The sequence below is a fragment of the Ruminococcus champanellensis 18P13 = JCM 17042 genome, assembly GCF_000210095.1.
GTDB lineage: Bacteria > Bacillota > Clostridia > Oscillospirales > Ruminococcaceae > Ruminococcus_F > Ruminococcus_F champanellensis.
In genome coordinates, this window is the sequence record NC_021039.1 from 1,279,043 (window position 1) to 1,297,511 (window position 18,469).

Below are 18,469 nucleotides of genomic sequence, written 5' to 3' on the forward strand. Positions count from 1 at the left end.
CAAGCATTTCGCTTGGTGCCCGTTTTGCGTGAAGGCAATACCGTACAGAGTCTGCCCTAGTCCTGGTGTTTTTTCCGCAGTTCCTGGAGGATCAGCAGAGAAACGGCAATGATCGTGAGATTCACCAGAATGGAGAGCACGTCCAATGCCTGCTTCCAAGTGCTTTTTGATGCCTGCGCCGGGTATTTGATGGTTTGATGCATGTGTTCCTCCTTACGTTTCCAGGACAGTCAATTCATGTGCCAGCTTGGCTTTCGCCAGTTCTGTTTGCTGTTCCCCCTCCAACAGGAGTACATGCGTGCCATTGGAGCAGACAATGCGTCCATCCGGCAGCAGGGTGTAATCCAGCACCCCGTGCCGCAGCACGGTTTCCTTTCCGTCCGGATCAATCCGCAGCAGTACCCGGTTCCGGGGACAGATTCCCGGATACTTGTCCCCAGCCTGCTGATTTTGTCTGCGGTTCTCCTCCGCTTTCAGCATGTTTTCCGCAAGGAACATCTCCTGGGGCGTTCTGTGCTTTGCCTTTTCGCTGCGGGAGGAATTGCTCCGCAGCGGCTCACCGCCGTACCGCATGGAGAAATAGTTCAGCAGTCCCCCGATGGCCTTTACGATCCGAACCGGGAACAGCACGATATCCTTCAGCAGATTGCCTCGCTTCTCCCCATCGTCATAGGGCTGTCGGATGCAGTACAGGGCACCGTCCGGTGCCTCCCGGGGAACCAGGTAATCATAAGCCGGATTGCTGCACAGGGTATCCAGACTCCCGGCGGCTGGCGCATATGCCAGGATCTCGTAAGGCCCCAGCTTGACGATGCCACCAGAATCGGAACGGGCGTATCCGGCACTGCTGCACAGAATCCGGCTGCCGTCCGGAGACCAACTGGGATGACACTCCGTAGTGTCCCCATCGGTAATATCCGTTTCCTCGTTGTCCTCCAGATCCAGAATGCTCAGATGCAGCATCATGGGATCGCTTCCAATGCACATGGCAAGCTGCTGACCTCGCCGATCCATGCCGCCAAAGTGCAGATTCTGCCGGGTCAGCACATGCCCTTCCGCCTTGGCTGCCGGATCCAGATCCCGGCGATACAAGCCGCCTACCTCGTCCAGCTCTACGGCATACAGCATGCCTGCCGGATCCGGCACGAGCCCGTGCAAACCCATGTGGATCCGTGCAGGATCCACGGGCGCATTGTCCACAGCTCCGGTAAACATAGCACCGGTGCCACTGGTTTTCCAGGACTTTGCATCGTGAATGCTCTGCATGGTGGCAAGGTAGTTCTGATACCGAATGCTGGACAGAGCAGTTGTCTTTCCGTCCTCCCATACATAGAGTTGTTTTTCAGCGATGTATCCGATCCGCATGTCATTCCCTCCTGTCCTTGGCATGGCTCAGCAGATTCTGCTCTTTGCGGATCCGTCCATCCCGCAGCAGCTCCACCAGCGTGGTGTAATCGTCCCGGTCAATGGCATCCCGGTACGCTTGTAGGTTTTCAATCAGGGTATTCAGTTCAAACAGCAGGGGCTTGCGATTCTCCAGGAACAGGGACGCCCACATTTCCTCGTTCAGAGTGGCAGTCCGGGTCATATCTTGAAAGCTGCCTCCGGAATAGCCGTTCTCCTGTTCCAGGGTGGGGCTTTTCACATAGGCGCTGGACACCACATGGGCAAGCTGGGAGGTGTAAGCGATCATGGCATCGTGCCCCTCCGGCGTGGTTTCCACAATATGTGCAAAGCCCAGGTCATGCACCAGCTGTTCCAGAATGCAGACAGCCGCCTTGCTGGTCTGAGGGATGGGGGTGATGATGCAGTTTGCCCCCAGAAACAGACTGCCCTCCGAGAAGGGATAGCCGAATCGTTCCTTGCCTGCCATGGGGTGCATGCCCACATACCGCTGCCCATATTCCGCTGCCAGTTCTGTCACATGCTCTACCAAAGCTCCCTTGATGCCGCATACGTCTGTGAGCATGGCGCCCGGCCGGAAATCCGGGATGTGTGCATCAAAAAATGCCTTGGCAGCCCGGGGATGCAGGCATACCATAATCAAGTCAAATTCATGAAACCCGCTTTTGGGGACTGCCTCCAGAATGGCACCGTCCCGCACTGCCTGTTCCAGCACAGCCCCGTCCGTGTCATAGCCATACACCAGGTGATTGGTAAACCGGCGCATGGCTTTACACATGGAGCCGCCGATCAGACCGAGCCCCACCACCAGAACCTTCATTTGTTCCATTGTTTGCCCCCCCAATTTGTGTAGTTTTATGCAGCGCCGGTTCAAAGCCGCTCGATGCTGCTGCCAGAAAGGGCAGGAACCGAAGCCCCTGCCTTCCTGTTAACGATCCTCCAGCTTCTGATAGGGGATCTCATCCTTGACCGCCTTGTATGCCGGGCGGATGATTTTGTTTGCGTTGATCAGCTCCTCCAGCCGATGCGCCGACCAGCCAGCGATTCTGGAGATGGCGAAGATGGGCGTAAACAGCTCATAGGGAAGTCCCAGCATCCGATATACAAAACCGCTGTAGAAATCCACGTTGGCGCAGACGCCCTTGTAGATCCGGCGCTCCTCCGCAATCACGCTGGGTGCAAGCCGCTCCACCAGACTATACAGAGCAAATTCCTTCTGGTAGCCCTTTTCCTCACTGAGTTTTTCCACGAAGCCCTTGAATACGGTGGCACGGGGGTCGGAAATGGAATATACAGCATGTCCCATGCCGTAGATCAATCCGGCGCGGTCAAAGGCCTCCTTGTGCAGCAGAGCACGCAGGTAGTTCTTGACAGCCTCCTCATCCGTCCAGTCCGGCAGGGTCTGCATCATGTCGTCAAACATATGCACCACCTTGATGTTGGCACCGCCGTGCTTGGGGCCCTTCAGGGAGCCAAGGGCAGCCGCAATGGCGGAGTAGGTGTCCGTACCGGAGGAGGAAACCACATGCACCGTAAAGGAGGAGTTGTTGCCGCCACCGTGTTCCGCATGCAGCACCAGAGCAAGATCCAGGATCTTTGCCTCCAGATCCGAGTACTTGCTGTCCGGCCGGAGCATATAGAGAATGTTTTCCGCTGTGGAAAGCTCCGGATTGGGGTGGTGCAGGAACAGACTTTCGTCATTCTTGTAATATTCAAATGCCTGGTACCCATATACCGCCAGGGACGGGAACTGGGCGATCAGCCGGATGCACTGCTTGAGCACATTGGCAATGCTCAGATCGTTGGGATTCGGATCATAGGAATACAGCGTCAGCACGCTCCGTGCCAGTGTATTCATCATATCGTCACTGGGGGATTTCATGATGACGTCCCGGGTGAATGTGGTGGGCAGGGGACGGGCTTCTACCAACAGTTGTTGAAACTGCCGGAGGGCATCTTTGGTGGGCAGCTCCCCAAACAGCAGCAGGTATACGGTTTCTTCAAAGCCAAACCGGTTTTCCTCACTGAAGCCCTTGACGATCTGTTCCACGTCAATGCCCCGGTAGTACAGCTTGCCCCGTGCCGGCACGCTTTCCCCGTCTACAATGGCGGTGGCGCTGACGTTGCTGATATTGGTTAGACCCGCACGCACACCCTGTCCGTTGATGTCACGCAGACCCCGCTTTACATCGTATTTCTGATAAAGCGCCGGGTCGATGTTGTAATTTTTTTCGCAAAGATTCACCAGCTGGCTGATCTTTGTGTCCAGGTCGATGGATTGATACTTACCCATTGTTTTCCCCTTCCTTCTGTCATTGGTGTCGGATGCTTATTTATTTATTATACACCAAAACCGGGGAGACTGTCAACCTTTTGTCATACAACTTGTGCATGATAGAACAAAACCGGTCAGCTTCCGAAGAAACTGACCGGTTTGGATGATTCAATTCAAAACAGAATTACTTCTGCGGACCCAGCTCGGACTGTTCAATCAGGTGAGCCAGGTAACGTGCAATTGCAGTGATGTCATCAGCATCGATGGTGCCATCGTACTTGCAGTCTGCATTCTTCAGACCCTGTGCGGACGGCGGATTCGGAATGGTAGAATCCTGTGCTACATAACGGGACAGGAGCACAACGTCGTTGATCTCAACCTTGCCGTTGCAGTCAACGTCGCCATACAGGTTGTCGTCCCCACCCTGTGTGGAACCACCAGGAGTTACTTCCGGATACAGCTGGTACATAGTACCCAGAGCCATCAGAATATCTCCTGCGTGCCAGAATCTGTGGTAGTTCAGCTCAACAGACTCAGTAGAACCAGTGGAGTCGAAAGCGTTCTTCAGCTCCATGTACTTCTCATCCTGCAGATACATGGAACGGATGCTGCTGAATGTAGCGCCGTTAGCCAGAGTATCGCCATAAGGAGTCTTGCCGTTGTAGCTGCTGGGGATCCAAACTTCCTCATTGAACATTCTGGAAAGGCTTCCGTTGGTCTCGGTTCTGGATAGACCGATGTCATCACGGCCCAGTTCCCACTCTCTGTCGAGGAGCTGCTGTGCCAGGTACAGAGCCTTGCCGCCCAGAGAAGTAGCATCAGCACTGATCTCGCTGGACTTTGTGCCAACGGCCTTTGCATAGTAGATCAGGGTGTTAGCCAGAGAAGATACACAGCCCAAGTCGGAGCTACCGGTTGCAGTAATGGTGCAGGTCAGACCAGAGTTTGCGTTCTCATTATAGGTACCAGTCCATGTAGCGGGCTGACCGGACCAATCCAGAGTAGCCGGGATTGCGTAATCGCCGTCATCGGTCAGAGTAGTATTCTCAATGAACCAAGCGACCCATCTGTCGAGGAGCTTGCTCAGTGTATCTTCAATGGTCAGACCGCCGGGCTTTACAGCACCCTTGGATGCATCTCCGTCAGTCTTTACATAGTAGTACAGCTCAGCCAGACGCTGTGTAGCCCATACCTGGTTACCGATCCAGTGGTTGGAACCCGGGTCAGCATATACAGGATGCTCAACGTAAGCCATATCATAGAATGTGGGTACGCCGGAGGTGTAGGTCATGTAGTCGCCGTTCCAGCAGTTGGTTGCACCGCCTGCGAAAGGACCGTCAGCAGACTGGAGCCACTGATAGAATTCCAGCTGTCTCTGGAGAGAAGTGGTGTAGTCCTTGGTAGCGCCCTCAGCCTTCATTGCAGAGTTCAAGCCGGTATCATACAGCAGAGCGTATGCTGCCAGCGGGCTCTGATAGAACTGGTGAGCGTGGCTGCAGCCGATCTGCCAAGCCCAGGAGCCATCCTGTGCGCCGCCCCAGGAAGTGTACCATGCCATCAGGTAGTGGCAGGAGTCATAACCGGTGGAGGGGCTGTTCTTGTTCTGACAGCCGATTGCCTTGTAGTACTTATCGAACATGTCGTTACGCAGTTCGTCACCCATCTTACCAGCAAGTGTGGTAATGGAGCTGTCGCCCACGCCCCACTTGTTTGCTGCGTAAATAGCCTGGATTGCACGGTTTTCTGCGTCCGGTGCGTTGGTGTAGGACCACTGTGCTGCAACGTTGGCATCGTTGTTGAAGATACCCTTGATACCACGATTCGCCATACCATACTTCAGAGTCTCGATGGACGGATGCGGTACGGTCTCAAAGCAGGACTCGGAGTTACCTCTCTGGAAGGTGTTGATGAAGGTGAACTTACCAGTGGTGGACGGGGTCTTGGAACCGCTGTCGTATGCCCCACCGTAGCCGTACCAGTCGTCAACGTCTGCCAGCCAGTGCATCAGGTACAGACCCTTGTCGCTGGAGTATGCAGAGGTGAACTTGCTGTGAATCGGGTTGGAACCTGTGTTGGAGGTTTCAGCCTGTACCGGGTAAGCTTTCGGATCATCCGGCACTTCCTTATTATACTGTGAACTCAGGGAAGACTTGCTCCAGAAACCAGTCTGGGTAGTAGGAATCATAACCTCCATTGTCTTCCAAGCCTTAGCCAGGTCATTGGTGTAGGTTGCGCCGTACTCACTGCCGGAGTTCTTTGCAATGTTGTCTCTCATTGCAGCCATCCATACGATGTAGGACATTGCCTCGGATGTGGTCTCGTGACCGTAGTCAGGAGCCTCAACGATGCAGGTTTCAACAGCGTGGTAAGGAACACCGAAGCCGCCGGATGCGGTATTGGTCTTGCTCAAGTAGCCGTTTTCCTGACCCTTGGTTACAACGTCATCGTACAGAGACAGGAATCTCTGTGCATAGGTCTCGTCGCCGTATGCTTCATCCTTGGTTCTGGTGCCTGCAGCGGATGCAGCCAGCGGAAGCATGGAGCTGGAAACAACAGCAGCGGAAAGTGCAGCAGCAAGAACTGCTTTGTACTTCTTAAATACCATGTTTTCTTTTCCCCTCTCAAAAATTTGATTTCGTGATCCTGCAGTGTAAACCGCATTCTCTTAACTTGTGTACCCTCCAGTGCATGCGGATTTTCCTTGGCGCATGGCGCATATGTACACAAAACGCCCCTGCTCGAATCACACTCAAATTATAGTACAAAGGAATCTGCTTTGTCAACCCTTTACATAAAATGCGGAACCCGGCAAAATGATTTTGGCGGTTTGCATAAGTTTTAATCTGGCCGTTTGGGCAATTTGCTATTTACTGCTTTTGGAACTGCCCGGAGAGCCACTTGCTTGATTACAGTTTGTATAGCCGCTTTGCAACTTCATGCAATCTTCAGTCCGTTTACACAAAATCAACACAAAATGCTTGTAGAATAAGCACGGTTTTGCAGCATTATTGTCAGAATTACCTTACATTCATGATTCGGTTACAGCATATTCATAACCTGTACATATATTTTTGCGATAATAATTAAGAATGTTTCTGCCGCTTTTTTGCCTTGCAGCCGGGTAAAATCCACGCTGCATCCCGATGCCCGTACCCGGCATCCTGCGGCATGGACAATTTTGAAAGGGGAATTGGAATGGTTGAAATCAAAAACCTGACACGGTTCTATGGCAATATACCTGCGGTAAAAAATCTTTCTTTTACGGTGGAGGACGGAGAGATCCTTGGATTCCTGGGGCCAAACGGTGCGGGAAAGTCCACTACCATGAATATGATCACCGGCTATCTGCCCTCCTCCTCCGGAACGGTTGTGGTGGACGGCTTTGACATCGCCCAGCAGCCGGAGGAGGTCAAAAAGCGCATCGGCTATCTGCCGGAGCTGCCGCCCCTGTATCTGGATATGCGGGTGAAGGAATATCTGCGGTTCGTGGCTGGGATCAAGGGAGTCAAGCGGAAGGACGTGAAAGCCCAGATCGACCAGGCTATGGAGCGGCTGAAGCTGACGGATGTGCAGCACCGGCTGATCCGGAACCTGTCCAAGGGCTATAAGCAGCGTGTAGGCTTTGCCCAGGCGCTGCTGGGAAATCCCAAAATCCTGATCCTGGACGAGCCGACGGTGGGTCTGGATCCGTCCCAGGTTGCTCAGGTGCGGCAGCTGATCCTGGATCTGAAGAAGGATCATACTATTATATTCAGCTCCCACATTCTCTCAGAGGTCAGCGCTGTCTGCGAACGGGTGGTCATCATCAACAAGGGTGAGATCAAGGCCATCGACACCATCGAAAACCTGGAGAACAGTATCCAGGCAAATCTGTCCCTGTCCATTACAGTAGAAGGGGACAAGGCGAAGGTGGAGCAGCTGATCCAGACTGTGCCCGGAGTGGTTGCCATCAAGAGCGCAGAGTACATCAAAACCGGCACCCATACCTTTACTGTGGAGATCAGGGATGACAGCGTCCGCAAGGCGATCCTGGCAAAGCTCATCGAGGCGGACTGCTCCGTTGTGAGCGTCAACACCTCCAAGATGAGCCTGGAGGAGGTATTCCTCAAGCTGACCGCACAGAATACGGGCAAGAAGTCCCTGGAGGAGATCTTCGACGAGATCGGCGAGGATATGGACCGGAAGGAAAGCAAAGCTGCGGCAGAGCGGGAAAACAAGACCCCGGCGGAAGGAGAGAAATAAGCTATGTATTCATTATTTAAAAAGGAAGTACAGTCCTACTTCTTTTCCCCCTTTGCGTACATCATCGGTGCGCTGTTCCTGCTGGTGTTTTCCCTGAGCTTTATCACCGGCATTTCGGATCTGTCCTCCAACACCTTTAAATTCTCGTTCCCGAACATCTTCTACAACAACTTCTTTTACTTTATCTTTATGATTCCGGCGCTGACCATGCGTACCTTCGCAGAGGAGCGTAAGGGCGGCACGGAGGTTCTGCTTATGTCCTCTCCGCTGTCCATCACCAAGATCGTGCTGGCAAAGTTTTTGGGTGTGGCGTTCGTGTTCCTGTGCATGATGCTCCTGTCCCTGTTTTTCCCCATCGTAACCGCCCTGCACGGAGGCGTGATCTGGTCCAACCTGCTGTGCGGCTACATCGGCTTCTACTTCTGGGGTCTGGTGTGCATCGCCGTGGGTATCTTCATGTCTGCTCTGACGGACAACCCCATCATTGCAGCAGTGCTGGGTGAAGCAGCCATGATCGTGCTGATCTTTGTGGATAACCTGGCAAGCACTGCACTGTTCTCCAACCTGCCGGTGGTTTCCACCGTGCTGAACTGGCTCTCCACAGAGGAGCGCTTTGTGATGTTCTCACAGGGTCTGTTCCGCTTGTCGGATCTGATCTTCTACATTTCCATGATCGTACTGTTCCTGGCGTGGACGGGCATTGCGATTCAGAAAAGACGCTGGAGCAGGGGGTAATGGACGATGGAACTGAAAAAAAGCAATGTAAATGCACAGAAGAATAAAAAGTATACCCTGATGGCATGGGTCATGGCGCTGCTGGTACTGGCAGTGACCATTCCGCTGAATCTGCTGGCGGAGCAGATGGACGTAAACTGGGATCTGACGCCCAACAAGCTGTATACCCTGACGGATGCCACCACAAATCTGCTGGATTCCCTGGACAAGCCGGTGGATATTTACCTGCTGGAGCCGTTGGAGAAAATCGCCGATGAGCCGGAGACTTCCGCACTGTACCGGGCGCTGCTCCAGTATGACAGCTATGAAAACATCAATCTCATCACCTTTGATCCGGAAACGGAGCCCCAGAAGCTCACCGAGCTGAATCCGGACGGCACCTTCAATCTGACCGAGGGCGACTTCCTGGTCAAGTGCGGGGACATGGTCAAGCGGATCCCCGGCAAGATGATCTATCAGTATGAATACAACGATGCGGGAGAAGTGACTGCCGCATACTTCCGGGGTGAAAACTACATCACCGGCGCCATCAAGACCGTGTCCGAGGGCACCATGCCCGGGGTATACTTCCTGACCGGTCACGGGGAATTGGGCAAGGAGGGCTACTCCCGGCTTTGCACCAACCTGGCAAATTACAACTACACTTCCGCTGATCTGAATCTGATGACCGCTGATGCAGTGCCGGAGGATTGTGCCATCGTGCTGATTGCTGCACCCACCACGGACATTACAGCCGCAGAAAAGGAAAAACTTCAGGCATTCCTGGATAAGGGCGGCAACATCAGCTTTCTGATGTCCCCCAATCCGGAAAAGGTCAAGTACAAAAACATTGAGGATCTGATGCTGGAGTACTGTCTGGCAATGCGCTATGACCGGGTGTATGAGACGGATTCCTCCCAGCATATCTCCAACGATCCCTACACCTTTATGGTGAATCTGGTTTCCCCGGCGGATGAGGATCAGCCGGATATGACCTCCGGTTTGCAGAACAGCGCCCTGGTTCCCTATATGCGCAACTGCCGGAGCTTATATTCTGTATTCGGCGCCAACTATTCCGAGCTGACCCTGGGCACCCTGATGGTTTCCAACAATACCGCTGTTGGAGAGATTTACGGCGGCACTGATGAGGATCCGGAGGAAACCAAGGGGCAGGAAATGATCCTGGCGGAGTATGCCATGGATCCCACCCGGAACGATTCCAAGATCGTAGTATTCGGGGACGCTAGCTTTATTTCGGATGAATACGTTTCCTCTGAGTATCTGACTGTGCCCACCTTCCTGTTCCTGTCCACCATTACCTGGATGTACAACAGTGACATTGATATGAGCATTGCGGACAAGGAAAAGACCTATGATTACATGCTCCTCAACAGCGAGGCAGAAGCCAACTCCATCCTGTATGTGTTTGGTGCTGCACCTCTGGTGATCGCAGCCATCGGCATTGTAGTCTGGGCAAGGAGGCGCAATTCATGAAGCAGGGCAAGATCATCGCATTGCTGGCAGGGGCAGTGGTGCTGCTGACCGGCGGGTACCTGGCGCTGCGGCTGAAAAATGCGGAAAAGACCAAGCAGAAGCAGGAACAGGAGGCTCCGGTGAGTCTGATTTCCTTTGACGGGGATGCCACCGCCTCTCTGACGGTGAAAAATGAGGAAGGTACCTTCCGGTTCCTGTTCCAGAATCAGACCTGGGTGCTGGACGGGGACGAGTTCACTGCCAATCCCTATACGGTGTCCGCTATCTGCTCCTATATGTGCAATCTCAACTCCGTGAAAACCATTGCCAAGGATGTAACGGATCTTTCCCCCTACGGGCTGTCTGATCCGGTGAAGCTGACGGCGGTGACTGATTCCGGGGACAGCTATCAGCTGCTTGTGGGCAATCCGACACCCACCAATGAATCCTATTATGCAATGCTGCCGGGTACCACCACGGTGTATACCATTGACTACACCTCCGGCTCTGTGTTCCGGGCAAATAAGAACACGTTGAAAAACCGGTATCTGCTGGATGCATACAGCACGGAGATCACGGAATTCTCCCTGGAGCGGGACGGCAAGCTGATCTACAGCATGACCCATGATGCAGCTATGCAGTGGATCATCAACCAGCCCATCCAGTGGCAGGGCTATACCTCCAACATCAACGAGATCCTGGATACCTTTGTGCGTGCCACTGCAACTGCCTTTGTGGACAATAATCCCAGCGATCTGAGCCAGTATGGACTGGACCAGCCCAGCTACCGGATTCACGCAAAGACGGATGCCAAGGAGACAACGATCCTGCTGGGGAAGATGGTTTCCAATGCAGAAAACGAGGTGTCCATTTACGGCATGTTCCAGGAGAGCGGACAGGTCTTCTACATGACTAAGGCTGCGCTGAACTTCCTGGATGATGACCTGCTGAGCGTGGCGTACCCCTATGTGTACAACCCGGATGCTTCCACGGTCAAGCAGCTGGTTGTGGACTGCAACGATGTGCAGGCGACGCTGGAGCTGGATACCCTGAACAAGAAATATAGCTGCAACGGGGTGGACATCAGCGATATGGGGGACGAGGTGACCCAGGCATTCCAGAACTTCTACCAGGCAGTGGCAACCATGGGTCTGTCCCAGGTAGATCCGGATGCCAAGCCGGAGGGAGAAGCGGCGATCAGCTTCACCTATACGCTCCAAAGCGGCGAGGTGAACCGGGTGGAATTGATCCCCGCATCGGATACCACCTACTGGATCATGAAAAACGGCACCTATACCAACTTTATGACCCGGAAGAAGATTTTGAATGTGACCGGCGGAATCATCTCCAGTTATGAGACCCTGCAAAAGAAGATTCAGGAAGCAAGCAAATAAAAATAGCACCGCACGGAGCCGGATTCTGGCTTTGTGCGGTGTTTTCTTCGGGAGGGATGCAGATGCATAAGCTGCGGGCGGCGCTGGAACGGCTGAAAACGTCCCCGTTCCGTGCCCGGTTTCATCTGTCAGAGCAGGACAAGGCGTACATCGATCAGAAGGGATTGCAGGTGATCCGAAGCCATGCGGCAGAGTTTGTTGCCAAGCGGCTGGCTCCGGCGTATCCGGCAAAGGATGGGAAGCAGACTCCCATGCGGGGGCATCCGGTGTTCGTAGCCCAGCATGCATGTGCCTGCTGCTGCCGGGGATGCCTGGAAAAGTGGTACCAGGTCCCCCGGGGCAGAGCCCTGACCGAACAGGAGCAGCGGGGCATTGTAAACCTGCTGATGGCGTGGATCCTGGTGGAGTATCAGGCGGAACAGAGGGGCAAAGGAGCAAGTCATTCCGGATCCTGATATGGCGAGTCTGGCACATCGTGTTCTTGCAGACGTCGGAGTAATGGATTCAGCACTTTCCTCCAAAACTGTCGGAAGGAGTGGGAGTGTCCGAACACCCGGACAAGCGTCGGGCTGACTGCGTAATAGCATTGAATAAAGAGTCTTCCTAAATAAGAGCGTCGCAAAGTCAGATCACGGAATCTGCGAAGCTGCCATACCTGTGGACAATCATAGGAGCCGTAGACGCATGTAGCAATATAGCAGCCCTGCTTCTTTTTGGTTTTGTTTTCAGATTCACTTGGCTTTGCTTTGGGAGGGACAGATTCAGTGGGCGCAGATGCGGGCTGCATCGGATTATCCGTTGATGGTGGTATGAAATCGGGTGTCTGACCAGAGAAATGATGTACCCGACAGACAGGTGCCTGCAGCAGTGCGGTGATACGTTGGCTAATGTAAGCCTGGTTGATGCCATAGGACGTCCACAGAGTCAGCAGAGGGATGCCTGCTTCTTCCAGGATCTTTTGTATTTTTTGATCCCGAGTATGGCGGTTACGTTCAAGGTGGGATTTGTCGTTGATCTCCACAGCAATTTTCGGGACATATGCGTGATCCGTGATCAGGAAATCGATATTTCTGAAAAGCTCATTATGATAAGATGCTTGATCAGTGCGGAGTACAAAAGCAGCCAGATTGATTTGAGGAAAGACAAGGAATCCAGCTGGTAAGGCATTTTGTATAGCGCCGAAAAAAGCAATTTCGCAGTTCGAGAGCAAGGCTTCTCGGCGCTCGTACAGAAAAGGATTGGAATTTGGGTCGGATTCCGCCTGTGGGCAGGAGGCGTCTTTATGATGCCATTGCTTGCAGGTGGTGCATTTTATAATTTGCCCTTGTTCCTTTAATATGTTGCAGTTCCAGCATAGTGGGTATTTTCCACTTTCTGCGCCGCATACTTTACAATTCATATGGTTCCTCCTGTCTGTCTTGTTATGTGGATTTAAAACACAACAATAGTATACAGCATTTTTTATAGGATTTCAAGCTTTTTCAATATTTTAGTGTATCATTTTAAATATACCCACAAAAAGGCCCACCCCGGCATATGCATGCCGGGGTGGGCCTTTTATGAAAGGGATAGAAGTCGGCAAATCAAAGGGTGTCTGTCAGATGTGCCAGATACCGACAGATGATGGTGATATCGGAGGAATCCACCACCTGGTTCTTGTCACAGTCTGCATTCTGCACGCCCTGAGGGGTGATAGGTGCGCCTGCGTCCTGTGCAATGTACCGTGCCAGCAGAACCACGTCACCGATCTCAACCTCTCCGTTGCAGTTCACGTCGCCGTATACAGGCTCCGGCTGGGGTTCGGTGGTGGTTGTGGTGGTAGTCGTGGTAACCGGGGCAGGTACCGTAGTGGTAACCACCGGCGGCTGCTCCTGGGTGCTGAATACTGCGCCCATGCCCTGGAATCCGCTGTTCTCTGTGAGCATCAGGAAGCCATGGGTGGTAATAGAACCGTCCGGATTTCGCCATACTGTGTGGAAATCCGTGCCCTCTGCCGGTGCAGTCACGCTGATGAAATCGCTGTCCTGGGGACCGGTTACGGCATCGCCAACCTTATTTTTGGAAATGTCCGCCATACTGCCAACCTGGTAGTACTTGCTGGAGTTATAGTATACAGAGTTGCCGATCTTGCCTACGAACTTATCGCTTGCGCAGTTGCCGTAGCTTACATAGGACAGCAGGTTGGTGAAGGTACCGGCAGTGCAGCGATCCATCTGGAAGTTTGCCTTGCCGCCACCCTTGGAGTTTGCGAAGGAGGTACAGTTGGTAAGGCTGCCGAACAGGGGGTTGTTGTTGTCGGTGAAGCCATGGTGCAGGTTCTCAAAGGCGATGCAGTTTTCCAGCACATGGGCAGTACCTACGCCGGAGCCGCCCAGCTTGAATCCGTTGCCATCGCAGTCTCCGCCGCCTCTGCCGTCCTCAGTCCAGCCGTTGCGGAATGCGATGCAGTTCCGGAGGGTCACAGCGCCGATGGAGCCCGTTGCGCTCTTGGCGAACAGATCCCAGCCGTCATCGCTGTTGTTGTAGGACATGCATCCGTCAAATACATTCCCCACGCCGCAGGTGAGCTTTGCAGCAAAGCCGTCTGCGTTTTCCATGGTTGCCTCGTCGCAGTTGTTGCTTGCGGTGCAGTTGAGAATGGTATTGTAGGAGGGCCACTGGGAAATGTCAGAGTAGGAGGTGTTCACCCGGCTGATCTGTAAGCCGGTATCCCGGTTGTTGGTGAACTGACACAGCTCCACCACGTTGTGACTGCCTGCCAGGATCATGCCGTTGTCCCCGGCACCCTGGATCCGGATCCCGCACCAGTGCCAGTAGCTGCCCTCCAGGGACACGCCCCGGTTAGCATTGTCCAGCGCCATTGCGGAAAAGTCAAAGGTTACGGATGCACCCGGCACTGCGGAAATGGTCTTGTAGGCATGCTCTGTGCCGCTGTTGCTTTCAGCGACCTTAACGGTGGAGGACAGGTTGTATACGCTTCCCAGGCAGTAGATGATGCCGCCGGGCTGTACGGAATCAATTGCCTTCTGCACGGTCATGGGGTTATCCATGGTGCCGGATGCGGAATCAGAACCATTGGGGGCGCAGTAAATTGCGCCTGCAACCGGCTCTACGGAAGGCGTGGTGGTGGGCACAGTGGTGATCCCCAGGACAGTGGTGACAGCCGGAGCAGTGGTTGTAGTGGGAGTCGGTGCAGTGGTGCCCGGTGTGACCGGAGCGGTGCTGTCCAGCTTGCCTACGCCGCAGGATTTTTTCAGCGTATCCAGCAGGGTGTCGGTGCCCTCAGCGGTGTAGGCATAATCCGGCTTGTAGGTGCTGGTGTTTGCCATATTCTCCGACCAGCTCTGGGAGGTCTCGGTGCTGGTGTTGGCAGCGGTGCATCCGATGAACTGGTTGCCGCTCAGATTCCAGTAGCCGATGGCTTTGCTGTCCAGGGAGCAAACCGGCTCCTTTACGTTGTCAAAGATGTTGTTTTCCACGAACACCTCTGCACCCATCCGGGTGTTGATGCCGCTGGTGTAAATATCGTGGTAGTAGTTGTTATAGATGTGGGCATGGCCGAACCGGAACAGGGGAAGCCGGGAGTTGCAGTTTTCAAAGATGTTGTGGTGCATGGTAAAGGTCCGGTCATAGTTGTCGCTGTCAGAAAAGCCGCAGAGCATGGTTTTCCAGCTGTCATGCAGGTAGTTGTAGGAATAGGTCAGATGGTGGCTGTTCTTCTTGCAGTCCAACAGACCATCGTACACATCCTTCTTGCTTTCGTCTCCGTCATATACATTATAAAGCTCGCAGTGATCCACCCATACATAGCCGGAGCTTTCAATGCTGATGGAATCTCCCTCACCGGCACCCTTCAGCACATGGTGGATCTCCATATTCTGAATGATGATGTTTTCACACCGTACCATCCGGATACCGATGCCGTTGCATTCACCCCGGTCTGCCACGCCGATGACGGAAATGTCCGACAGATCCTTCATCAGCAGCTCATCCTGTGCAGTGTTGTCCAGGGTGATGGTGCCGTCCACATAAATGGTCAGAGGCACATTGTCCGCCTTACTGTCCAGCGCCGCCAGGAACTGATCCCCGGTGGCAACCGTCACGGAAGTTCCTCCGGCGCCGCCGGTGGTGCCTGCTCCGTAGCCTACGGGGCCATCCGCTGCCACAACCTGTGCAGGCTGTGCGGTGGCGGCCGCCATCGCCAGACCCGTCACCGACATCAGGGCGGCGGTCAACAGCCCCCAGATGCGGTTGACGGTTTTCTTCGTCAATACCATATGCTATTCCCTCCAAATTCTCTGTTTTGCAGCGCCTTAGGGACGCTGCTCTTTGTTTCCGGTTTGCACTGTGCGTTTTGCATATCCCCCGATTAGTGCACAATACAGCAGTATACATTTATTATAACATGCAAAATAGTGCAGTGCAATAACATATCTTGACCTATCGCTGATTTATTATAATATTTTTTGTGTTAGTACTCTGTTCATTTCTTGGATAACACCGTACAGAGCTTGTGTGGCATTGCCCTTGCATACTCCCACCAAAACAGACAGGATCCGCCCTTGACTTCCGACGAAAAGTAGGATATAATAAGGTGTAACGCTTGAACAGGGAGGTGTGCTGTATGCAGCAAACAGGCTTAAAGACCATTGCGGTGAACCGACAGGCCCGGCATGAATACTTTGTACAGGAGAGCTTTGAGACCGGCATCGTCCTGGTGGGGACGGAGGTCAAGTCCATCCGGCAGGGGGGCGTAAACCTGAAGGACAGCTGGTGCAGCATCGACAAGGGCGAGCTCTGGATCAAGGGCATGCACATCTCTCCCTATGAAAAGGGCAATATTTTCAACACGGATCCCCTCCGGGTTCGTAAGCTGCTGATGCATCACAAGGAGATTGATCGTCTGCTGGGTACGCTCAAGCAGGAGGGACTGACGCTGATTCCCCTGTCCCTGTATTTCAAGGGCAGCCGGGTGAAGGTGCAGCTGGGTCTGTGTAAGGGCAAAAAGCTCCACGACAAGCGGGATGCGGCAGCGGCACGGGATGCCAAGCGGGAGATTGACCGGGCGCTGAAGACCCGGAATCAATAAGGGGGGCGTAAAGGCTTCGACGGGGGCTGTGAACGTTCATAAGCGAGTAGAGGGCGCGACTCTTTAACCACGCAACACGTTTAAAATTAAACGCTGATAACGATACTCTTTTGATGGCTGCCTAAGGGCCCCATCCGTCTGCCCGGGAAGGACTGCGGTCCCGGAACAGGCGTCGATCAGCAGTGAACATTCTGCGGACCTGCTCATATCCGCTGAAGGTCTTTTGAGCTACCGACTCTGTAAGCCTGCTTTTCGGCGTGCAGAGCCGGGAATTGAAAGGAAAAGCTACACTCGTAGAAATTGACCGGAATCGGCTTTCGGACATGGGTTCAATTCCCATCGCCTCCACCACAATCGTATCTTTGATGATACAATGTAAGAATCATGCACTCGTAAAATCGGGTGCATGATTTTTTGCTTTCATGAGCTAAAGTGCAAACGATAGCTCGGCGTTTTTTCAAAAAGCAAACGATAGGTGGCGTTTTTTAAGGGGTTTCGATTTGACTTAATAAAATTAAGTGGGTTTTGGAGAGAAAAAAGGAGTGAAAAAGTAGCCCTGTGGGCTGGGATTTACAATTATGGACTTGAGTTATGAAAAAAAATAGCCCTGCCGGATTTCTCCAACAGGGCTGCAATTATCTCACACTTTTATCTCCGTCCCATCCCGGAATAGAAACACCAAACTCCCATCATGGAACACGGTGAGATTTTCCAGAACGGCATTCCAGACGGATTCATCAAATGTTTCCAGCACAGAATCGGTTTTCTTTAACGTCAGCAAAATTTTCTGCATCTTGGCAATCCGGCGTTTCCGGTCGGACTCAGCTATCTCCTCAGCATCCAACTGAGCGGAAAGCTCCTCATATTTTGCATTGAGTGCATCGAAATTCTCTCCACCGTGCTGGATGTAATCTTTTAGCTTTTCATTGACTGCCACTAACTCATCTTGCAGCTCCGCTTTTTTGCTGTCCTGCTTTTTCAAGCGGTTTAAGGCAAATTGGCAATTCTTGATGACCGCATCTTTCTGCGAGAAATACTGTGCAAAAGCTTGCAGAAATTTCTCTTGAATTTCCGGTTCATACAAATGTGGCGTGGTGCAAAAGTGACTGCCTTTGAACTTGCTGTTGCATTGGTAAATGACTCGGCGATACTTTGAATTAGAATGCCAAACTTTTGCACCGAAGTAACTCCCGCAGTCTCCGCAGATAATTTTTGTGGCGTAAATGCTGGTACTACTGTAGGGCTTGACGCAGCGTTTCTGGAACTCTGACTGCACAAAATCGAATTCTTCCGGCGTGATAATCGCAGGGTGGCTGTTCTCGACATAGTATTGCGGAACTTGTCCCTCATTGATTTGTTGCTTTTTCGTTAAGAAGTCAACGGTAAATTTCTTTTGCAGGAGTGCATCGCCTTTGTATTTCTCATTCGTCAGAATGCTTTTCACCGTACTAGCTGACCATTTTTCCTTTCCGCAAGGAGTCGGAATGCCTTGAGCCGTCAGTTCATTTGCAATTTTGTAAGGTGTCAAACCGTCAATGAATCGCTGATAAATGTATCGAACCGTCTCCGCCTCCTCCGGAACAATCTCCGGCAGACCGTTTTCGCCTTTTCGATAGCCCAGAAAGTGAGCATAGGGCAGACTGACTTTCCCGTCAGCAAATCGTTTCCGCTGTCCCCATGTGACGTTTTCGGAAATCGAACGGCTTTCTTCCTGTGCGAGAGAACTCATAATCGTGATAAGCAGCTCGCCTTTGCTATCAAAAGTCCAAATATTTTCCTTTTCAAAGAAACATTCCACGTGATGTTCCTTTAATTTTCGGATGGTAGTGAGGGAATCTACCGTATTTCGAGCGAACCGAGAAACGCTTTTTGTGATAA

Annotated in this window: 14 protein-coding genes and 1 other RNA gene; 7 read left to right on the forward strand and 8 right to left on the reverse strand. The window is 52.8% G+C overall.

Features of this window, described 5'->3' with window-relative positions:
• Positions 1-56: 56 nt before the first annotated feature.
• The 5 genes from RUM_RS12610 to RUM_RS05625 form a co-directional block, all read right to left on the reverse strand.
• Positions 57-203 (reverse strand): hypothetical protein, encoded by a 147-nt coding sequence (locus RUM_RS12610; protein WP_015558219.1) that lies wholly within the window; start codon positions 201-203, stop codon positions 57-59.
• A gap of 10 nt (positions 204-213) precedes the next feature.
• Positions 214-1,365: a TolB family protein gene (locus RUM_RS05610; RefSeq protein ID WP_015558220.1), complete on the reverse strand. Its 1,152-nt coding sequence runs from the start codon at positions 1,363-1,365 to the stop codon at positions 214-216.
• A gap of 1 nt (position 1,366) precedes the next feature.
• Positions 1,367-2,233, reverse strand: coding sequence for a prephenate dehydrogenase (locus tag RUM_RS05615; RefSeq protein ID WP_015558221.1), 867 nt, complete (start codon positions 2,231-2,233; stop codon positions 1,367-1,369).
• Positions 2,234-2,332: 99 nt separating this feature from the next.
• Positions 2,333-3,697 carry a citrate/2-methylcitrate synthase gene (locus RUM_RS05620; protein ID WP_015558222.1) on the reverse strand — a complete coding sequence of 455 codons (1,365 nt, stop codon included), beginning with the start codon at positions 3,695-3,697 and terminating at the stop codon, positions 2,333-2,335.
• Between the two features lie 166 nt (positions 3,698-3,863).
• The gene (locus RUM_RS05625; RefSeq protein ID WP_015558223.1) at positions 3,864-6,284 is read right to left on the reverse strand and encodes a glycoside hydrolase family 48 protein; all 2,421 of its coding nucleotides are present in this window, start codon (positions 6,282-6,284) and stop codon (positions 3,864-3,866) included.
• Positions 6,285-6,874: 590 nt separating this feature from the next.
• On the opposite strand from RUM_RS05625, the gene RUM_RS05630 reads away from it, so the two are divergent.
• The 5 genes from RUM_RS05630 (at position 6,875) to RUM_RS05650 (ending at position 11,957) form a co-directional block, all read left to right on the forward strand.
• Positions 6,875-7,921 (forward strand): ABC transporter ATP-binding protein, encoded by a 1,047-nt coding sequence (locus RUM_RS05630; protein ID WP_015558224.1) that lies wholly within the window; start codon positions 6,875-6,877, stop codon positions 7,919-7,921.
• Between the two features lie 3 nt (positions 7,922-7,924).
• Complete coding sequence (locus RUM_RS05635; protein WP_015558225.1) at positions 7,925-8,656, forward strand: ABC transporter permease; 732 nt, start codon at positions 7,925-7,927, stop codon at positions 8,654-8,656.
• 6 nt (positions 8,657-8,662) lie between these two features.
• Entirely contained in the window at positions 8,663-10,129 is a 1,467-nt protein-coding gene (locus RUM_RS05640; protein WP_015558226.1) for a GldG family protein, read from the forward strand.
• A complete protein-coding gene (locus RUM_RS05645) occupies positions 10,126-11,502 on the forward strand; it encodes a DUF4340 domain-containing protein (RefSeq protein ID WP_015558227.1) in 1,377 nt (458 codons plus the stop codon). The genes RUM_RS05640 and RUM_RS05645 overlap by 4 nt, the downstream gene beginning before the upstream one ends.
• A gap of 62 nt (positions 11,503-11,564) precedes the next feature.
• Positions 11,565-11,957: a DUF4186 domain-containing protein gene (locus RUM_RS05650; RefSeq protein WP_015558228.1), complete on the forward strand. Its 393-nt coding sequence runs from the start codon at positions 11,565-11,567 to the stop codon at positions 11,955-11,957.
• On the opposite strand, the gene RUM_RS12040 is transcribed toward RUM_RS05650, so the two are convergent.
• Both RUM_RS12040 and RUM_RS12045 read right to left on the reverse strand, forming a co-directional pair.
• Positions 11,942-12,901 carry a CFI-box-CTERM domain-containing protein gene (locus tag RUM_RS12040; protein ID WP_049775512.1) on the reverse strand — a complete coding sequence of 320 codons (960 nt, stop codon included), beginning with the start codon at positions 12,899-12,901 and terminating at the stop codon, positions 11,942-11,944. The genes RUM_RS05650 and RUM_RS12040 overlap by 16 nt on opposite strands.
• A 184-nt stretch (positions 12,902-13,085) precedes the next feature.
• Positions 13,086-15,779: a pectate lyase family protein gene (locus RUM_RS12045; RefSeq protein WP_015558230.1), complete on the reverse strand. Its 2,694-nt coding sequence runs from the start codon at positions 15,777-15,779 to the stop codon at positions 13,086-13,088.
• Positions 15,780-16,126: 347 nt separating this feature from the next.
• Here RUM_RS12045 and smpB point away from each other — a divergent pair, with 347 nt between their 5' ends.
• Both smpB and ssrA read left to right on the forward strand, forming a co-directional pair.
• Entirely contained in the window at positions 16,127-16,591 is a 465-nt protein-coding gene (gene smpB / locus RUM_RS05670) for an SsrA-binding protein SmpB (RefSeq protein WP_015558231.1), read from the forward strand.
• A gap of 1 nt (position 16,592) precedes the next feature.
• Positions 16,593-16,942, forward strand: a transfer-messenger RNA (tmRNA) gene (gene ssrA / locus RUM_RS12395).
• A gap of 289 nt (positions 16,943-17,231) precedes the next feature.
• On the opposite strand, the gene RUM_RS05675 is transcribed toward ssrA, so the two are convergent.
• Positions 17,232-18,469: recombinase family protein (locus RUM_RS05675; protein WP_041326290.1), on the reverse strand; the 1,238-nt coding region annotated here is incomplete at its 5' end.